Genomic DNA, 17,369 nt, shown 5'->3' on the forward strand with positions numbered 1-17,369 from the left:
CCATCAGCAACGTGGCGAGCTCGGGACTGGTGCGGTGCGGCCCTCAGCGGACCGCGGGAACGTGCGGCGCTCTCAGCGCTCGCGCATTCGCCCGCCACGCACGCGGCCGCTACACATGGCGTCGCGACAGATGCGCGACGTCGTGGCGGCGGTCCAGGTGCGGGTCATACGGACATCGTGCGTCACTGCACAACGTCGGGGCGAATCCCCTCGGGGTAAATCCCACGATGCGGACGAAAACCTGTCCACATCGTGGCGCACCCGCGGAAACGCGGGAAAAATAAAGGACCCCCCGCACACCCACCAGAGCTCACTTACCCTTGCTGCCTTCCGGCCCTGGGGGAGTTCGGCGAGGTGGTGCCGCACGAGGGGTCTGACCTCAGCCTAACCGATCCCGGCGGCCCGGCCGAACCGCATCGAGCCCGCTGTACGCGACCTCACAGCCCCGGCCTCGGATTCCGATTCGTTGTCCGAGCACGCCGTCCGGTATCCTCGTCAGGCCGCGCCAGACTTCGGTCCAGTGGCCGCGCGCCCGCCGTGGCGGAGCGCGAGGAGGATTCGCCTAGTGGCCTATGGCGCACGCTTGGAAAGCGTGTTGGGTTAACGCCCTCGGGGGTTCGAATCCCCCATCCTCCGCAGCCTGCGAAGGCCCGGAACCGTTGGAATTACAACGGTTCCGGGCCTTCGGTCGTTGACCAGCAGATGCCTGCTCAGGACTCTTTCGCGTCGCCCGGCTCGTCGTAGCGCCGGTAGCCCGCCGCCATCGGCCCGGGCAGGTCGACGCTCGCCAGGATGGCGTCGCTGATCGCGGCGAGCTGCTCGATCTGCTCCGGGGTGAGCACGTCGATGACGTGTCGCCGAACCGTCGCCACGTGACCCGGCGCCGCGGCCTCCATCTTCGCCCAGCCGCTCTCCGTGAGCCGCGCGTTGATCGCCCTGCCGTCCCCTGGGCAGGGGAGCCGCTCGACGAGCCCCCGGTCCTCCAGGCGCTGCACGACGTGCGAGAGCCGCGACAGCGTCGCGTTCGTCGCCCCGGCCAGCTCGGCCATCCGCAGGGTCCGGCCGGGCGTCTCGGACAGCACCGCCATGACGAAGTACTCGAAGTGCGTGACGCCGGAGTCGCGGCGCAGCTGGCCGTCGAACACCCCGGGGAGCAGTTCGAGCACCGCGACGAAGCGGACCCACGCCGCCATCTGGCGACGGTCGAGCCACGGGGTGTCATTCACCGGAGCAGGTTCTCACGCGATGGTTGTCGCTTCAATTCACCCCGTGCTAGCGTGCCGCGAAAGTTGAAGCGACAACTTGATTCACCCCCTCAGCCCACCCGACCTGCCAGAACAAGCACAGGGAGTTCTCCCATGAAGTTTCCGTGGACCAGGGACCTTGCAGTACTCATCGCCCGCGTCGCGATCGGAGTCGTGCTCATCGCGCACGGCGCCCAGAAGTTCTTCACCTTCGGGATCGCCGGGACCATCGACTCCTTCGCCGGGATGGGCGTCCCCGTCCCGCAGGCCGCCGCGCTGTTCGCGGCGGTGGTCGAGCTGGTCGGCGGCGCCGCGCTGATCCTCGGCGCCGCGACCCCCGTCGTCGGCCTCCTGGTGGTGCTGAACATGCTCGGGGCGTTCGCGCTCGTGCACCTCGGCAACGGCGTGTTCGTCGACCAGGGCGGCTTCGAGCTGGTGGCCGCGCTCGGCGCCGGCGCCCTCGTCCTGGCGGCCACCGGTCCCGGCGCGTGGAGCGTCGACCACCTGGTGGGCCGCGCGGTGGCGTCGCGTCGCGAGGTCGCCGCGCCGTCGGCGATCTGAGCCGTCCCGGCAGCCAACACAGCACCATCGCGGGCCTCTCGTCGTTGTCGGACGGCGAGGGGCCTGCGGTCCAGGCGCTGCTCAAGCTCTGACCTCGGCGAGTGCAGACCTAGCCGCACCCCGCGTCGGCGAGTGCAGACTTCGTTGCGGCTAGAGGGCGGTCAGCCGCAACGAGGTCTGCACTCGCCGACGCAGAGCACAACTAGGTCTGCACTCAGCGGGGCTCAGGCACGGCGGCGGGTGACGAAGGCCGCGCCGATGCCCACGGCACCGACCACGATCCCGACACCGCCGAGCCAGCGGCCCACGGGGTCGACGGCGGGAGCGGACTCAGCCGATCCGGCGGCGCTCCCGTCCGAGGCGGCCTCCGCGGTCCCGCCGCCGTGGTGACCGTCCTCGGCCTCCGCGGCGGTCGTAGTGAACACTGGCGCGGGAGCCTCCGGCTCCTTGCCGTCGTCGGTGGCGAGGTCGTCCCAGTCGACGACGTTGCCGTCGGTGTACGTCTGGTGGGCCGGGAGCACCACCTCGGTGCCCTCCTCGGGCAGCGCCCCGACCCGGACGGCGAACTCCTGGTACTCGTTCGGCGGGACCTCGTAACCCTTCTCCGCCGTCCAGGTCACCCGCACGGGCGCTTCGTCGACGGTCGCGCCCTCGACCTCGAACGGCTCGTCGAGCTTCTCGACCTCCACCTCCACGTCCCAGCCGGGCAGGGAGCGCGGCCTGACGCTGAGGAACGGGGTGTCGGTGGGCAGGTCCACGACGAGCTTCTCGGTCGACTCGGTGTCCGACTCGGTCGGCACGCGGAAGGTGAGGCTCGCGTAGCTCTCGGCAGCGGTCGTGTCGGGGGTCACCCCGACGTGCGCGAACGCGGTGGTGGGCAGCAGCACCAGGACGGCGGTTGCGGGGACGGCCGCGAGGGCGCGGCGGGTGGGCAGGCTGAAGCGAGTCATGTGCTCGGTCCTTTGTACGGAGATAGGTGGGAGGGCGTACGGCAACGCACCTCCCGCCCGACACCGTCAGGCCGCGAGGCGCATCACCCAGGCCGACGACGGCGGCCCGCGCACCGGCGCGACGTGCACGTCCACGGAGCCCGACGGCGTCTCGACCGCCACCGGCACCGGGACCCGCCGGACCACGGGCAGCCACAACGGCTCCAGGGAGAGGGGCCGGACCAGCCACGACGCGAGCAACCAGACGCCGCGCTCGACACCGACGAGCAGCCCGACGGTCACCGCCGTCGCGAGGGCGTGCCACGCGAGCATCCGGAGATCCATCGCGGCGGGCTCGGCCCCGGCGACGCACGCCCCGTACACACCGGCGACGGGAGCGGCCTGGTGCGCGTGCGCCCCGGCGGAGGCTCCGCCGTCGGGCAGCAGGGCGGGCGCGCAGGCGCCCGCCAGGAATCCGAAGGCCTGGTGCAGGGCGTACTGGCCGAGGCCCGCGAGGGCGAGGCCGCCCGGCCAGCGGATCTGCCTGCGCACGGCGAGCGCCGTCACCGCGAGCAGCAGCGTGCCGAGCAGCGCTATCGCCTCGACCGGCGGGACATGGCCGCCCGCCTCGAAGTGCGCCGTCAGAGCGAGCCCGAGCACGACCGCCGCCCACAGGAGCGCGCGGCCGAAGCCCACAGCTCCCGAGGACGGCGTCAGCACAGCACAGACATTAGCCCGCTAGGTGCCCGGAATGCGCAGGTCGCCGGGCGTCACTTCGCCGGCTGTGCCTCGTCGCCCGAGTCGGTGCTGCTCGGCATGATCCGCTTCTCCGGATCGATCGACTTCGCCGCGACGCAGCCCGTTACGTTCTTCAGCGGCTGGTCGGCGGCCACGTCGACGTCGTCGACGGGGAGCGGCGCCTCGAAGTCCTCGCCGATGAGCAGGTCGATCCTGCGCTCGGTCCGGTCGTCGAGGACCAGCCGGATCTCCGGGAACTGCGCGGCGAGCGTGTACGCCTGGACGATCCCGTTCCGGCCGAAGCGGATCTCCGACTCCTTGAGCAGCACCGGCACGTCGCCCGTCGCCACGATGTCGAACCCGCGGTCCGCCAGGACCGTCCGGTGCGCCTTGGCCAGACCCGACTCGCCCGAGGCGTTGAGCAGGCGGACCTTGGTGTCCGAGTACGCGGACGGGAGGGCGCCGTCGGGCTGCCCCTCCACCGGCGGGACGCACGGCACCGGATAGGTCTTCTGCTCCATCACGCCCACCGTGGTGAACGGACGGTTGAAGGGCGAGCTGATGGCGCCCGAGTAGACCGCGAGAGCGAAGATGCCGCAGACGGCGAGGAACGCGATGAGCACGCCGAAGACCACGGCCTGGCGCTCGTGCTCTCGGCGCCGGCGCTCCACACGCGCCTGGTCGTACCCGGGGGATGTCACGCGACGAACCTACCTGAGGTCAGCGGATGGTGAGCACGCGAGCGTGCAGCACAGGACGTTGCTGGAGGGCGGCCCGCACCGCCCGGTGCAGGCCGTCCTCGAGGTACAGGGTGCCCTCGTACTCGACGACGTGGGCGAACAGGTCGCCGTAGAACGTGGAGTCCTCCGCCAGGAGGGTGTCGAGATCGAGCGTGCGCTTGGTCGTCACGAGCTCGTCGAGCCGCACCTGGCGTGGTGGCACGTCGACCCAGTCGCGGGTGCGCGACCGCCCGTGCTCGGGGTACGGGCGGCCGTCTCCTACGGCCTTGAAGATCATCCGTCCATCCTCACTGGACTCGGCGGGGCACGATCCGGGTGCGGCGTTGACCACCTGCCTGCTGACACCGAATGGCGTCCCGAACCCTACCGGAACGCGAGTGTCAACAACAGTTGGACTGACGCAGGATCAGCACCGCGACGACGGTCAGGCGCTCGGCACGTCCCGCCGCCGGAACCCGATGAACGCCAGCACCAGCAGCACGACGGCGACACCGGCCAGACCCCACATATGGGACGCCTCGACACCCTCCACCATCGGGCTGCCCACCCACCAGAACGGCGAGATCCCGCGGGCCCAGTCCGGCAGGTCGAACAGGTCCGCGAACATGCCCACCAGGAAGATGTAGCCGAACAGCACCCAGGCGATCCCGGTCGCCTTCGGCAGCCACGCGTACAGCGCGGCCGCGAGGCCGACGACGACGGCGAGCGCCGGCAGGTACACGAGGCCCAGCTCCAGGTACTCCCTGAAGCCGATCTCGTCGTACCCGGTCGACGCCGCGCCGAGCCACAGCGCGAGCGCGCCGCTGACCTGGACCAGCACGGTCCCCAGGAGCGCGATGGCCAGGGAGGACCCGAGCCAGCGCCCGCGGGACACGCGGGCGGCCAGCGCGAGCTCGGTCAGCCCGGCCTCCTCCTCGCCCTTGACCCGGAGCGTCATCGCGATCGCAAAGGCCGCGGCGCCCGCCCCGATGTACAGGCCGAAGATCCCGAGGAACGTCCGCACCATGTCCTCGCCGCTGCCGAGGAGAGCCGCGTACATGGGGTTGCTCTCGACGGCCTCCAGCATGTTCGGCACCTCCCTGATGATGGTGCCGGACCCGAGCCACATCACGCCGAGGCCGAGCCCGGTCCAGATCAGGGCGCCGCGCTGCTGCACCCAGGCGAGCGAGAGGGGACCGGTGAGCGTGGGCCGGGCGTCCGCGCGGCCCTTGCGCACCGCGACCAGGCCGGACGCGAAGTCGCGTCGCGACCCCAGGAACGCCGCCAGGAGGATGAGCAGGACCACCGCCGCCACGCACAGGCCGAGCGGCCACCACCGCAGGTCGACGAAGACCCGCGTCTGCTGGACCCACGCGATCGGCGAGAGCCACGACAGCGCGCTGCCGTGCTTCTCCTGGATGTCGCCCAGCGCGCGCAGCAGGAACGCGGCCCCGAGCACGGCGAGCGAGATGCCGATGGCGCCCCGCCCGTGCTCGTAGGCCTGCGCGGCGACGAGCGCGACGGCCCCGAAGACGAGCGCCCCGAGCGCTGTCGCGAACGTCATCGCGAACGACTGCGTGACGTCGAAGTCCTGCGCGGCGAGCGTCGCCCCGCTCGCGAGCGCGATGACCACGTTCATGATCAGCACGAGGAGCAGCGCAGCCACCGACGGCGCGTGGCGGCCCACGATGCCCGCGCGCACGAGCTCGGACCGGCTGCTCTCCTCCTCGGACCGCGTGTGGCGCACGATCTGCAGGATGCTCATCACGGCCAGCGTGAGCACGATCCAGAGGGTGAACTCGTTGGCCACCGCCGCACCGGGCTGGTAGTTGTCGAGGCCGTAGCCCGGTCCCGACATCGAGATCATGGCGGGCGACGAGATGAGGACGGACCGCGCCTCGCGCGCCTGGGCGTCGTCTGCGAGCAGGAGGTACTCACCGAGCCCGCCCGCGTAGAGGAACGTGATGCCCAGGGTCCACCAGAGGATCCGCATCCGGTCCCGGCGGAGCATGAAGCGCAGCAGCTTCCCGGTCCCGGCGAGGGTGGAGCCGAACGCCGGACGCGCCAGGACCGGGGCCGACGGCGTCGCGACGGCCGCGCTCATCGCGCACCAGCCTTCTTCGCCGGCGCGCCGTTCGCCGACGCCGCGGCCTCGGCGGCCGCCTCGTCGGCGTCGAGCACGTCGCCGTAGTGGCGCATGAACAGCTCCTCCAGCGACGGCGGGGTAGCGGTGAAGCTGCGCACGTCGAGCGTGGTGATCGCGGACAGCACCGCGCCGATCCGCGCGTTGTCGGCGTCGAACGTGATCCGCGTGCCGCCGTCGGCCGCTGTTGTCACCAGGTCGTGGACGCCGGGGAGCGCCGCGACCGGCGTCGGGTCGCCGCCCACCAGTGCCGTCACGTTCGTGCGGGTCAGGTGCCGCAGCTCGTCGAGCGTGCCCGACTCGACGTCGATGCCGTTGCGGATGATCGTGACGGTGTCGCACACCTTCTCGACCTCGGACAGGATGTGGCTGCTCAGGAGCACCGACCCGCCTGCGGCCTTGGCCTCACGGATGTACTCGGTGAACACGGCCTCCATGAGGGGGTCCAGGCCGGAGGTGGGCTCGTCGAGGATGTACAGCTCGGCGTCGGACAGGAACGCCGCGACCAGGGCGACCTTCTGTCGGTTGCCCTTGGAGTAGGTGCGGGCCTTCTTGCGCGGGTCCAGCTCGAAGCGCTCGAGGAGCTCGGCCTTGCGGGCCCTGAGCCGCGCCTTGTCCCCGCCGCCGTTCAGCCGGATCAGGTAGTCGATGCACTCGCCGCCGGTCAGGTTGGGCCACAGGCTCACGTCGCCGGGGACGTAGGTGATCCGCCCGTGCAGCGCGACTGCGTCGCGCCACACGTCGCCGCCGAACAGCCGTGCGGAGCCCGAGCTCGCGCGCAGCAGCCCCAGCAGCACACGGATGGTGGTGGACTTGCCGGCTCCGTTCGGGCCCAGGAAACCGCGGACCTCGCCGGGCCGGACGGTCAGGTTCAGGCCGTCGAGCGCCTTCACGGTGCCGAACGACTTGTGCAGGTCGTGGATCTCGATCGCGGGTATGGCGGTCGATGTGGTGCTGGTCATCGCTTGTTCGCTCTCTGACGTCGGAATGGGGACGTGGCTGGGCAGCACTGGTGCCGCCGGCGAGTGCCGGTCAGCCTTGGGCGGGTGCTACCCCGTCCTGCGACGGCGGGTCCGGCACGTACAGGAGGTACTCGTCGAGCATGCGCCTGGACGTGAGGAAACCCTCGGTGAACAGCTCCAGCATCGGCAGGTAGCTGTTCGTGAGGTAGCTGCGGACGATGGCCGCGAGGTCGGCCGGGTCCGACGGCGGGCTGAGCGTCACCTCGAGCAGCAGCGCACCGAGCGAGGAGAGCGTGAGGTAGCGGGCCCGCGCGGCCTCGTCCCGGCTGGGCACGATCACGCCCGCGGCGACACCCTCGCGGGTGTAGCTCACCGAGTCGGTGACCATGTGGTCGATGAACTCGCGGGCCAGCGGACTGCCGTCCTGCATGGACCGCAGGATGTACCCGACGAGGGCCGCGTTCTCCTCCGCGGCCGCGAACCTCTGGAAGAAGCTCTGGCCCGCCGCGGCGACGGCCACGTTCTCGCGCTTGAGCCGGCGGATCGTGGCCAGCACGTCCGCGTCACACTCGGCGCGGAGCTTGTCCTTCGAGCCGAAGTGGTGCATCACCAGGCCCGCGCTCACCCCGGCGTCGGCCGCGATGGTACGGACGGACGCCCCGAAACCCTCCACCGCGAACCGGCGGACCGCGGCATCGCGGATCCGGGCGCGCGCGGTCAGGTCGGTAGCGGCGCGCACGCCGTCGCCCGACGGCGGGGTGGCCTCCGCTTGCTCCTGAGCATCCTCGGCTGAACGCATGTTCAACATGCTAACCACGCGTTCAGCCGGGTGTCCAGACCTCGGTGTCGGACGTCGGCCGGGGGGCGGCCCGTTCGTCAGCCGAGCTGCGGGCGCACCTCGCGCGCGATCACGTCGAGGTGGTCGAGGTCCGCCAGGTCGAGCACCTGCAGGTAGACCCGCTGGACACCCTCGGCCTCGAGGGCCTTGAGCCGGTCCACCACCTCGGTGACCGTTCCGGCGATGCCGTGCTCGCGCAGCTCGGCGGGCTCGCGGCCGATCGCCGCGGCGCGCCTGGTGAACTCCGCCTCGTCCTGCCCGACGGCGGCGACGAGCGCCACCGACTGGACTATCGACTCGGGCGCGCGCCCGGCGTCGGCCAGCGCCTTGTTGATCACCCCGATGCGCGGGCCGATCGAGTCGAGAGCAGGGAAGGACTGGTTGTACTCGTCGCCGTACTGCGCCGCCAGGGCCGGCGTGCGGCGCGGGCCGCCACCCCCGACGAGCACGGGGATCTTGGGCTGCGCGGGCTTGGGCAGGGCCGGGGAGTCGATGATCTCGTAGTGCTCGCCGGAGAAGGAGAACTTCTCCCCGACCGGGGTGCCCCACAGGCCCGTGACGATCGCGAGCTGCTCCTCGAGGATGCTGAACCGCTTGTCGGGGAACGGGATGCCGTAGGCGCTGTGCTCCGCGGCGAACCAGCCGGTGCCGAGGCCGAGCTCCACCCGGCCGCCGGACATCTGGTCCACCTGCGCCACCTGGATGGCGAGGACGCCGGGGTGCCGGAACGTCGCCGAGGACACGAGCGTGCCGAGCCGTACGGTCGAGGTCTCGCGGGCGAGGCCGGCGAGCGTGATCCAGGAGTCGGTGGGGCCGGGCAGGCCGTCGCGGCCGCCCATGGCGAGGTAGTGGTCGGAGCGGAAGAACGCGCTGAACCCGAGCTTCTCGGTCGCCTGGGCGACCGCGAGCTGGTCGTCGTACGTCGCGCCCTGCTGGGGCTCGGTGAAGATACGCAGGTCGAGAGTCATGATTCCTTCGGTGCTAGTCGAACTGGGGGTCGGTCGTGCGCGACCGCTTGATCTCGTAGAAGTACGGGTACCGCGCCAGCGCCACGGAGGCGTCGAACAGTGCGCCCGCCTCCTCGCCGCGCGGGATGCGCGTGAGCACGGGGCCGAAGAACGCGACGCCGTCGACGTGGAGGGTGGGCGTGCCGACGTCGTCCCCGACGGGCTTCATGCCGGCCTCGTGGGAGGCCGCCAGCTCCTCGTCGTAGTTCTCGGAGGTCGCCGCAGCGGCGAGGGCGGCGGGCAGGCCGGCCTCGGCGAGCGCAGCGACCGCAACGGCGTCGAAGGCCTTGTCGCGCTGGTTGTGGATGCGGGTGCCGGCCGCGGTGTAGAAGGCGGAGAACGCCTCCGGGCCGTGGTCCGTCTGGACCGCCGCCGCCACGCGGCCGATGCCGCGGGAACGCTCGATGCGGGCGCGGTAGTCGGCGTCGATGTCCCTGCCCTTGTTCAGCAGGTACAGGCTCATGAGCTTGAAGGTGAGCTCGACGTCGCGGACCTGGGCCACCTCGAGGGCCCAGCGCGACGTGATCCAGGCGAAGGGGCACATGGGGTCGACATAGACGTCGACGACGGGTTTGGTGGCAGTCTCGGTCACGCGCAGCAGACTACGCTCGCTTGCGTGACCGGGATCCGTTGGGGAAGTCTCGCCACCGTCGTCGGTGGCGGGGTGATCTTTCTGGTGTGTCTCGTGGGCGTCGTGCTCGGTCATCCGTGGTCCGCGGTGCCCGGTGTTCTCGGCCTCCTGACGGCCGCGCGCGAGGTGCGCTACCTGCGCAGACTGCACTCGGGGAAGATCTCTGCCAAACGGGAAAATTCGCATCATGAACGTCATTCGTCGCTCAAAGACTCTTCACGTGGCCCGGGGAGCACGCGGTAGCCTGCCAGGCATGACCGCCGTCCGTACCCACACGCACGCGCAGGCAGTCGACGCTGCGGTGGACCTGTTCACTCGGCAGGGGTACGAGGGAACCACCGTCGAGGAGATCGCCGACGCCGCCAAGGTCAGCCGCGCGACCTTCTTCCGCCGGTTCCGCTCGAAGGAGGACGTGGTCTTCGCCGACCACGAGCTGCTGCTCGAGGAGGTGGTGGTCATGCTGGCCGCCACCCGCCCCGACGCCCGCGCCAGCGAGGAGTCCGGGCACGACCTCGGCCGCGGCTGGGACCCCGACGTCGACCCGTACCTCGAGGTGTGCCGCGCGGCACGCATGGTGTTCGACCACCACGTGGGCCAGCGCGAGACCTCGCTCGCCCGGTACGCCCTGCTGCAGCAGGTACCGGCGCTGCGCGACCGCGAGCTCATCACCACGCACCGCTACGAGCGGGCGTTCACGCACTACCTGCGCGACACGCTCCCGGCCGAGCGGTCGGCGTCGACCGCGTCGATCGCGTTCGCGGCCTCCGTGGTCGCCGTGCACAACGCGATCCTGCGGCGCTGGCTGCGCACCCCGTCCCTCGAGCTGCGGCCCGAGCTCGAGGAGGCGTTCGCTGACCTGCGGCGGGCCGCCGTCCTCGGCGCCACGGCCAACCCCCTGTCCGACGACGGCACCCCGGTCACCCGCCGCGTGGTCGTCGCCGTCGTCGAGGGCCTGGCCGGGCCCGACGAGGTGGCCCGCGCCGTCCGGGACGCGCTCGTCTAGCGCTCGTGTCGAACGCACAGGTCAACTCGTGTGACCTGTGGGTCCGACTTGTGGCCGGTCAGACATCCCCGGGGCGTTCCCGTGGGAATGAGGCCGTGGCATCCTGTGTTCCGCTAGACAATGTGCAGCAGATGCACACGTGCTCCGGGGTCGGTGAAATTCCGAGCCGGCGGTCATAGTCCGCGACCCGGGTCGCTCCTTCGGGAGGGGCTCGGTTGACCTGGTGAGATTCCAGGACCGACGGTTAAAGTCCGGATGGGAGGAAGCACGTGCGGCGCGTGCCGTCGACCCTTCGGGGCCACGGCTCCGCGCCGTCGTCGGCGCCCCTGTGGCGTGCCGGCCCTCACCCCGGAGTCCCCGTGTGCGGACTTCGGAAGAGGGAAGAGACATGGACTGGTTCCGCGCCGCCTACGACGCGACGTTCCTGGTCGGCGACCAGCAGATCTACTGGCGTGAGGTCGTCGGCAACCTGTTCGGGCTGGCTTCCGCCCTGGGTGGGCTGCGCCGCAAGGTCTGGGCATGGCCGGTCGGCATCGTCGGCAACATCGTGCTCTTCACCGTCTTCATGGGCTCGTGGTTCGGCGAGACCGGGCGGGCCGACATGCTGGGCCAGGCAGGCCGTCAGATCATGTTCATCGCCGTCTCGATCTACGGCTGGTACCGCTGGCGCCAGACCCAGCGGCTGGGTGGCGCCGGCACGGTGGCCGTGCACCCGACCTGGGCATCGTGGCGGGCCCGCGTGGGCCTCGTGACCGGGATGCTCGCCGGCACGCTGCTCCTCACCCCGCTCTTCCGCGCCCTCGGCTCCTTCGAGCCGGTCTGGGCCGACGCCTGGATCTTCACGGGGTCGGTGCTCGCCACCTACGGCATGGCCAAGGGCTGGGTCGAGTTCTGGCTGATCTGGGTGGCCGTCGACCTGGTGGGTGTGCCGCTGCTGTTCTCCGCCGGGTACTGGGCGACCGCCATGATGTACGTGATCTACGGCGCGTTCACGCTGTTCGGGTTCTTCACGTGGTGGCGCATCAGCCGCCGCGAGGGCGCAGGCCCCGGCCAGGTGGCGGTCGCCACCGCCTGATCGCGTACCGTCGGCCCTCGTGACCGCACAGGAGCGCACGGCCAGGATCGGGATCGTCGGCTCGGGCTTCCGCGCCCGCACGATGCTGCGCGTGCTGCACGCGCTGCCGGACCGGTTCGAGGTGGTCGGCGTGGCCACCCGCAACGCGGCGGACCGCGCGGAGCTCGCCGCCCGCGGCCTGCCGGCGGCGGGCCTGCCCGGGCTCCCGGCGCCCGCCTACGCCACGGTGCCCGAGCTGCTCGCCGCGGGCCGGCCGGACCTCGTCCTGCTGACGCTGCCCGCGGGCGCGGCCCAGCCGGTGATCCGCGACCTCGCCGCCGCGGGCGTCCCCGTGCTCACGGAGACGCCCGCGGCGGGCACCGTCGAGGAGCTCGCGGCCCTGCAGCGGCTCGTGGACGACGGCGCCTGCGTGCACGTGGCCGAGCAGTACCACCTGGAGCCGCTGGTCGGCGCGCAGCTCGCGGTCGCGGCGTCCGGCCTGCTGGGCACCGTGACGGACGCGCACGTCGCGATCGCGCACGACTACCACGGCCTCAGCGTGCTGCGCCGCGCCCTGGGCGCCGGCTTCGAGGACGCCGAGATCACCGCCCGGCGCGACGCGCGCCGCGTGCTGCCGAGCCCCAGCCGGGCCGACGACCCCGACGACCTCACCCCCGTCGACACGGTGCACGCGACCGCGTGGCTGGACTTCGGCGACCGGCTCGGCACCTACGAGTTCGACGACGTCCAGTACCGCTCCTGGGTGCGCTCCCCCGCGCTGCTGGTCCGCGGCGAGCGCGGCGAGCTGCGCGACGACGTCGTGCGCCACGTCGGCGCCGACGGGCTCCCCCGGCGCTCCACGCTGGAGCGCGTGGCCGCGGGCGGGGCCGGCAGCCACGAGGGCCTGTTCCTGCGCGGCTACACGCTCGACGGCGAGTGGGTGTACCGCAACGCGTTCCGCCCGGCCCGCCTGCCCGACGACGAGCTGTCGATCGCCCGCATCGTGGCCGACATGGCCGACCACGTGCTGCACGGGGCGCCGCCCCCGTACTCGGTGGCCGAGGCGGCGCAGGACCAGTACCTCCAGCTCGAGGTGCGGCGCGCAGCGGCGTCGGGCGAACGGGTGCGGACCCGGCCGCAGGCCTGGGCGACCGGGCGAGTCTGCCGCCACGCCGAGCCGAACCCGAGTGAGACGTAGTCTCGCTTGACCTGATATCCGGTACCGGCGCACCATGGACGCATGACTCAGACTCCCGGGGTGACGGCGCCCACCTATGACGTCACGCAGCCGCTCGACATCGACTTCGCCGGCGCGTTCGCCGACATCACCGAGGAGGAGCGGGCGCAGCAGCTCGCCGTCCGCCAGTTCGTGCAGGACGAGGTCCTCCCCGTCATCGACGGCTACTGGGAGCGGTACGAGGTCCCGATGGACCTGGTCAAGCGCATGGCCGAGCTGGACTTCCTGCGCGACGGCGTGGACGTGCCCGGCTTCCCGAAGATCTCCAAGATGGCCGAGGGCCTGGCTGCGATGGAGATGTCGCGCGGCGACGGCTCCGTGACCACCATCTGCGGCGTGCAGGGCGGCCTCGCGCTGCGCTCGATAGTGATGCTCGGCTCCGACGAGCAGATCGAGAAGTACGCCGGCCCGATGGCCCGCGGCGAGATCCTCGGCGCGTTCGCGCTCACCGAGCCCACGCACGGCTCGGACTCGGTGGCGCTGGAGACGTCCGCCGTGAAGGAGACGCGCGACGGCGTCGAGGGGTACGTCATCAACGGCGAGAAGAAGTGGATCGGCTTCGGCTCGATCGGCGACATCTCGGTGGTGTGGGCCCGCGGCGAGGACGGCCAGGTCCACGGCTACATCGTGCCGCAGGACACCCCGGGCTACGAGGCCACGACCATCCAGGGCAAGCTCTCCCTGCGCGCCATCCACCAGGCGCACATCGTGCTGAACGACGTATTCGTCCCGGCCGACAGCCTCCTGCCGAAGTCCCGGTCCTTCAAGGACACCGGCCGCGTCCTGTTCGCGACCCGGCTCGGCGTCGCGTGGGGCGCCGTCGGACAGGCCATCGCCTGCTACGAGGCCGCCGTCGCCTACTCCAAGCAGCGCGTGCAGTTCGGCCGGCCGCTCGCGGCGAGCCAGATGGTGCAGGAGCGCCTGACCAAGATGCTGTCGATCCTCACGCAGATGCAGCTCCTCGTGAAGCAGATGACGCGACTCGACGAGGCGGAGCAGCTCACCGGCCCGCAGGCGTCGCTCGCCAAGTACACCTGCACGCGCGGCGCGCGGGAGATCGCGGCGATCGCCCGCGACCTGCTCGGCGGCAACGGCATCCTGCTGGAGAACCGCGTGGCCCGGCACTTCGCCGACATCGAGGCGCTGCACACCTACGAGGGCACCGAGAGCATGCAGGCCCTCATCATCGGCCGCGAGATCACGGGTACCAGCGCCTTCGCCTGAGCCGTGCCGAGGTAGGGAAAACCCCACCCACACCCGGTGGGGTCACTCAATGTGCCGGGGGCGCCGGTCCGCCTAGTGTCGTGTCCATGACCAGCGATGACGGCCCGACGCCGGCGCCCCCGCCCCGCACCCTCGCGGACCAGGTGGCGCCCGCGCTCGTCTCGGGCCCGGCGTTCTTCCGCGCCCCGTACGACGCCGCCACCGGACGCGCCTTCGCCGCCCTCGCGGTCGGCTGGATCTGGCACCTCACGGGCGGCCTGATCCTGTGGATCCTCGTGGTGGTCTCGGCCGGGATCGTCCCGGCGCTCGGCATCGGGCTCCCGCTCCTCGCGTTCTCCCTGGTCGCGGCGCGCTGGTTCGGCGCGGCCGAGCGCGCCCGCATCGCCGCCCAGACCGGGGTCGCCATCCCCGCCCCACTGCCCCTGGGCCGCCCACCGCGCGGCTTCTGGTCGAGGCTGTGGGCGCCGATCCGCGACGGCCGCGCCTGGGCAGCCACGCTCTACGCGTTCCTCGCGATGCTCCTGACCTCCGTGTTCTTCGCGGTCTCCACCGGCCTGGCTGCGGGAGCGGCCGCCGCAGTGGTCTTCGTGGCACTGGGCCGGGGCAGCTCCCTCGCCGAATGGTCCAGCGACCGGGTGGCGGTCTCGATCGCACTGTCCTGGCCGGCCACCGTGGTCGGCGCGCTCGTCGGGGCCATCGTGCTCGGGTGGGCGGCCGCCGCCCTCGCGCAGTACGGGTCGTACCTCATGGTGCGCCTCGCGACGGTCCTGCTCGGCCCGTCCGCGGCCGAGGTAGCCCATGCCCGCGCCGCCGCCGCCGAGCGGGAGATGCGCCTGGCCGAGGCCGCCGCGCACACCGCCCGCGAGCGCGCCGTGGTGCTCACCGAGTCGCGCACGGCGGCGGTCTCCGCCGCCGACACCGAGCGCCGCCGCATCGAACGCGACCTGCACGACGGCGCCCAGCAGCGCCTGGTCGCCCTCGGCGTCGAGCTCGGGGTCGCGCGCCGGCTGGCCGACAAGGACCCCGAGCACGCCGTCGCCGCCCTGGAGCTCGCGCACCGCGAGATCAAGGAGACCCTCGCCGAGCTGCGCGACCTGGTGCGCGGCATCCACCCCGCCGTCCTCTCCGACCGCGGGCTCGACGCGGCCCTGTCCGCGCTCGCGGGCCGCAGCCCGGTCCCGGTGCGCGTGGAGGTGACGGGCGACCTCTCGCCCGCCAGCGCTGCCGCGCAGGCCGCCGCGTACTTCGTGGTCGCGGAGGCCCTGACCAACGTGGCCAAGCACGCCGCGGCGGACACGGTCCTGGTGCATGCGAGCCTCGTGCCGGACGACCACCCGGCGCGCCTGCGCGTCGCGGTGTCCGACGACGGCCGCGGCGGCGCCGAGCTGTCGCCCGGCAGCGGCCTCGCCGGCCTGCGCGGCCGGGTCGCGGCCCTGGACGGCACCTTCGAGCTCGACAGCCCGCCCGGCGCGGGAACCCGCCTGACCGTGGAGGTCCCGTGCGCATCGTGATCGCGGAGGACTCAGTGCTCCTCCTGGACGGCCTCACCCGCCTGCTCGTGGCAGAGGGCCACGAGGTGACCGGGTACGGCACGGCGGACCGTCTCGTCCTCGCGCTGTCGACCCCGGGGGCCCAGCTGCCCGACCTGCTCGTCACCGACGTCCGCATGCCGCCGTCGCACACCGACGAGGGACTGCGCGCCGCCGTGCACCTGCGCAGCCTGCACCCGGACCTGCCCGTGCTCGTGCTGTCGCAGTACGTGGAGCAGAGCTACGCGAGCGAGCTGTTCGCACGCGGCGCGCGCGGCCTGGGCTACGTGCTCAAGGACCGCGTGGCCGACGTCGACGAGTTCCTCGACGCCGTCGCCCGGGTGTCCGGGGGCGGCACCGTCGTTGACCCCGAGGTGGTCACGCAGATCATCGCCCGCCATCCCGGCTCCGACCTCGACGTCCTGACCCGCCGCGAGCGCGAGGTGCTCGCGCTCATGGCCGAGGGACGTTCCAACGCCGCCATCGCGGACCGCCTCGTCGTGGGGCTGGCCGCCGTGGAGAAGCACGTCACCAACATCCTGACCAAGCTCGGCCTCCCGCCGGCCGCCGACGACCACCGCCGGGTGCTCGCCGTGCTGCGCTGGCTCGACCAGAACGGAGCACGCTGATGACTCAGCCTCCCCCGGACGACTACGTGCAGGACGCCGGATACCCGCCGGTGCCGCCTCAGCGCGGGGCGACTGCCCGCGTGCTGACCACGCTCGGCGTGGTGCTCGGAGTCGTCGTCGTCGGCTTCGGGGCGCTGTTCCTCGTGGACCTGATGGTGTCCGAGACCACCACGACCCGGCACACGTACGCGGCCGCGGAGACCGTCGAGCTCGTGGCGGACGGCGACGTCACGGTCAACGCGGCCGAGGGCGACGTCGTGGTGGACGCCATCGCCCACAGCGGCATGCGGGAGCCGCGGTACGCGGCGGACGAGTCCGCGAACCGGCTGGAGATCACGCACCGCTGCGGGTGGTCCGTCATCCTCTCCCGCTGCTCCGGCGAGCTCGACGTGACGCTGCCCGCCGGCACCGAGGTGGTGGTGCGCACCGAGAACGGCGACGTCGTCGCGAGCGGCGTGGCCGGCGACGTGTCCGTGCACACGAGCAACGGCCGGGTCGAGGCCACCGACATCGCCGGCCCGCTGTCGGCCCGCTCCAGCAACGGCGACATCACGGTCGCGAACGCGGGCGCCGACGTGGAGGCCTCCACCTCCAACGGCGAGATCTCCGTGGGCGACGTGGACGGCACGGTCACCGGCGACACCAGCAACGGCCGGATCACCGTCGACTCGGTGACAGGCGACGCCTCGGCGACGACCAGCAACGGGTCGGTGGAGATCTCGGCCGTGGCCGGGAACGTCTACGCCGAGACCAGCAACGGCCGGATCACGGTGCACGGCGACGGCGAACCGGTGGCCCTGACGATGCAGACGTCGAACGGCGACGAGATCGTCGAGGGCCCGATCGACCCGGACGCCGCCCGCACCGTCGAGATGCGCAGCTCGAACGGGGACGTCGCCTACCTCGACGAGTAGGCGACGT

At 72.1% G+C, this 17,369-nt stretch carries 19 protein-coding genes, 1 tRNA gene, 1 other RNA gene and 1 riboswitch; of the genes, 10 read left to right on the forward strand and 11 right to left on the reverse strand.

The genetic code is table 11. From position 1 onward, the window contains the following. Positions 1 to 280: 280 nt before the first annotated feature. Positions 281 to 377: signal recognition particle sRNA small type (ffs, locus tag C8K30_RS13680), an RNA gene on the reverse strand. A 174-nt stretch (positions 378 to 551) separates the two neighbouring features. On the opposite strand from ffs, the gene C8K30_RS13685 reads away from it, so the two are divergent. Beyond that, positions 552 to 636: transfer RNA gene (locus tag C8K30_RS13685), tRNA-Ser, on the forward strand. A 74-nt stretch (positions 637 to 710) separates the two neighbouring features. On the opposite strand, the gene C8K30_RS13690 is transcribed toward C8K30_RS13685, so the two are convergent. Continuing rightward, a complete protein-coding gene (locus C8K30_RS13690; RefSeq protein WP_233257171.1) occupies positions 711 to 1,226 on the reverse strand; it encodes a MarR family winged helix-turn-helix transcriptional regulator in 516 nt (171 codons plus the stop codon). A gap of 132 nt (positions 1,227 to 1,358) precedes the next feature. Here C8K30_RS13690 and C8K30_RS13695 point away from each other — a divergent pair, with 132 nt between their 5' ends. After that, positions 1,359 to 1,805: a DoxX family protein gene (locus C8K30_RS13695; RefSeq protein ID WP_108493443.1), complete on the forward strand. Its 447-nt coding sequence runs from the start codon at positions 1,359 to 1,361 to the stop codon at positions 1,803 to 1,805. Positions 1,806 to 2,029: 224 nt separating this feature from the next. On the opposite strand, the gene C8K30_RS13700 is transcribed toward C8K30_RS13695, so the two are convergent. From C8K30_RS13700 to C8K30_RS13740, 9 genes are all read right to left on the reverse strand, one after another. Further along, a complete protein-coding gene (locus tag C8K30_RS13700; RefSeq protein ID WP_108493444.1) occupies positions 2,030 to 2,755 on the reverse strand; it encodes a YcnI family protein in 726 nt (241 codons plus the stop codon). Between the two features lie 66 nt (positions 2,756 to 2,821). Beyond that, positions 2,822 to 3,454 (reverse strand): hypothetical protein, encoded by a 633-nt coding sequence (locus C8K30_RS13705; protein WP_146197465.1) that lies wholly within the window; start codon positions 3,452 to 3,454, stop codon positions 2,822 to 2,824. 50 nt (positions 3,455 to 3,504) lie between these two features. Next, positions 3,505 to 4,173 carry a LytR C-terminal domain-containing protein gene (locus tag C8K30_RS13710; RefSeq protein ID WP_158281009.1) on the reverse strand — a complete coding sequence of 223 codons (669 nt, stop codon included), beginning with the start codon at positions 4,171 to 4,173 and terminating at the stop codon, positions 3,505 to 3,507. Positions 4,174 to 4,192: 19 nt separating this feature from the next. Next, positions 4,193 to 4,489: a type II toxin-antitoxin system VapB family antitoxin gene (locus C8K30_RS13715; RefSeq protein WP_108493446.1), complete on the reverse strand. Its 297-nt coding sequence runs from the start codon at positions 4,487 to 4,489 to the stop codon at positions 4,193 to 4,195. 147 nt (positions 4,490 to 4,636) lie between these two features. Next, positions 4,637 to 6,295, reverse strand: a complete 1,659-nt coding sequence (locus C8K30_RS13720) for an ABC transporter permease (RefSeq protein ID WP_108493447.1) — start codon at positions 6,293 to 6,295, stop codon at positions 4,637 to 4,639. Then, positions 6,292 to 7,296: an ABC transporter ATP-binding protein gene (locus tag C8K30_RS13725; protein WP_108493448.1), complete on the reverse strand. Its 1,005-nt coding sequence runs from the start codon at positions 7,294 to 7,296 to the stop codon at positions 6,292 to 6,294. The genes C8K30_RS13720 and C8K30_RS13725 overlap by 4 nt, the downstream gene beginning before the upstream one ends. A 70-nt stretch (positions 7,297 to 7,366) precedes the next feature. Then, positions 7,367 to 8,095 (reverse strand): TetR/AcrR family transcriptional regulator, encoded by a 729-nt coding sequence (locus C8K30_RS13730; protein ID WP_108493449.1) that lies wholly within the window; start codon positions 8,093 to 8,095, stop codon positions 7,367 to 7,369. Between the two features lie 77 nt (positions 8,096 to 8,172). Further along, positions 8,173 to 9,102, reverse strand: a complete 930-nt coding sequence (locus C8K30_RS13735) for an LLM class F420-dependent oxidoreductase (RefSeq protein WP_108493450.1) — start codon at positions 9,100 to 9,102, stop codon at positions 8,173 to 8,175. A gap of 13 nt (positions 9,103 to 9,115) precedes the next feature. Further along, positions 9,116 to 9,733, reverse strand: coding sequence for a DsbA family protein (locus C8K30_RS13740; RefSeq protein WP_304590808.1), 618 nt, complete (start codon positions 9,731 to 9,733; stop codon positions 9,116 to 9,118). A gap of 24 nt (positions 9,734 to 9,757) precedes the next feature. Here C8K30_RS13740 and C8K30_RS30320 point away from each other — a divergent pair, with 24 nt between their 5' ends. From C8K30_RS30320 to C8K30_RS13775, 8 genes are all read left to right on the forward strand, one after another. Continuing rightward, entirely contained in the window at positions 9,758 to 10,015 is a 258-nt protein-coding gene (locus C8K30_RS30320) for a hypothetical protein (RefSeq protein WP_146197466.1), read from the forward strand. Positions 10,016 to 10,025: 10 nt separating this feature from the next. Next, a complete protein-coding gene (locus C8K30_RS13745) occupies positions 10,026 to 10,775 on the forward strand; it encodes a TetR/AcrR family transcriptional regulator (protein WP_108493451.1) in 750 nt (249 codons plus the stop codon). 135 nt (positions 10,776 to 10,910) lie between these two features. Then, positions 10,911 to 11,048: riboswitch (FMN riboswitch) on the forward strand. Between the two features lie 115 nt (positions 11,049 to 11,163). Continuing rightward, complete coding sequence (gene pnuC, locus C8K30_RS13750; protein WP_108493452.1) at positions 11,164 to 11,850, forward strand: nicotinamide riboside transporter PnuC; 687 nt, start codon at positions 11,164 to 11,166, stop codon at positions 11,848 to 11,850. 19 nt (positions 11,851 to 11,869) lie between these two features. Continuing rightward, entirely contained in the window at positions 11,870 to 13,027 is a 1,158-nt protein-coding gene (locus C8K30_RS13755) for a Gfo/Idh/MocA family protein (RefSeq protein WP_108493453.1), read from the forward strand. A gap of 42 nt (positions 13,028 to 13,069) precedes the next feature. Beyond that, positions 13,070 to 14,290, forward strand: a complete 1,221-nt coding sequence (locus C8K30_RS13760; RefSeq protein WP_108493454.1) for an acyl-CoA dehydrogenase family protein — start codon at positions 13,070 to 13,072, stop codon at positions 14,288 to 14,290. 86 nt (positions 14,291 to 14,376) lie between these two features. Next, entirely contained in the window at positions 14,377 to 15,801 is a 1,425-nt protein-coding gene (locus C8K30_RS13765; RefSeq protein ID WP_108493455.1) for a sensor histidine kinase, read from the forward strand. Then, positions 15,789 to 16,448, forward strand: a complete 660-nt coding sequence (locus C8K30_RS13770) for a response regulator transcription factor (RefSeq protein WP_108493456.1) — start codon at positions 15,789 to 15,791, stop codon at positions 16,446 to 16,448. Before C8K30_RS13765 ends, C8K30_RS13770 begins: the two co-directional genes overlap by 13 nt. After that, positions 16,448 to 17,362, forward strand: coding sequence for a DUF4097 family beta strand repeat-containing protein (locus C8K30_RS13775; protein WP_108493457.1), 915 nt, complete (start codon positions 16,448 to 16,450; stop codon positions 17,360 to 17,362). The genes C8K30_RS13770 and C8K30_RS13775 overlap by 1 nt, the downstream gene beginning before the upstream one ends. Positions 17,363 to 17,369 lie beyond the last annotated feature (7 nt).

Source organism: Promicromonospora sp. AC04 (genome assembly GCF_003058225.1).
GTDB lineage: Bacteria > Actinomycetota > Actinomycetes > Actinomycetales > Cellulomonadaceae > Promicromonospora.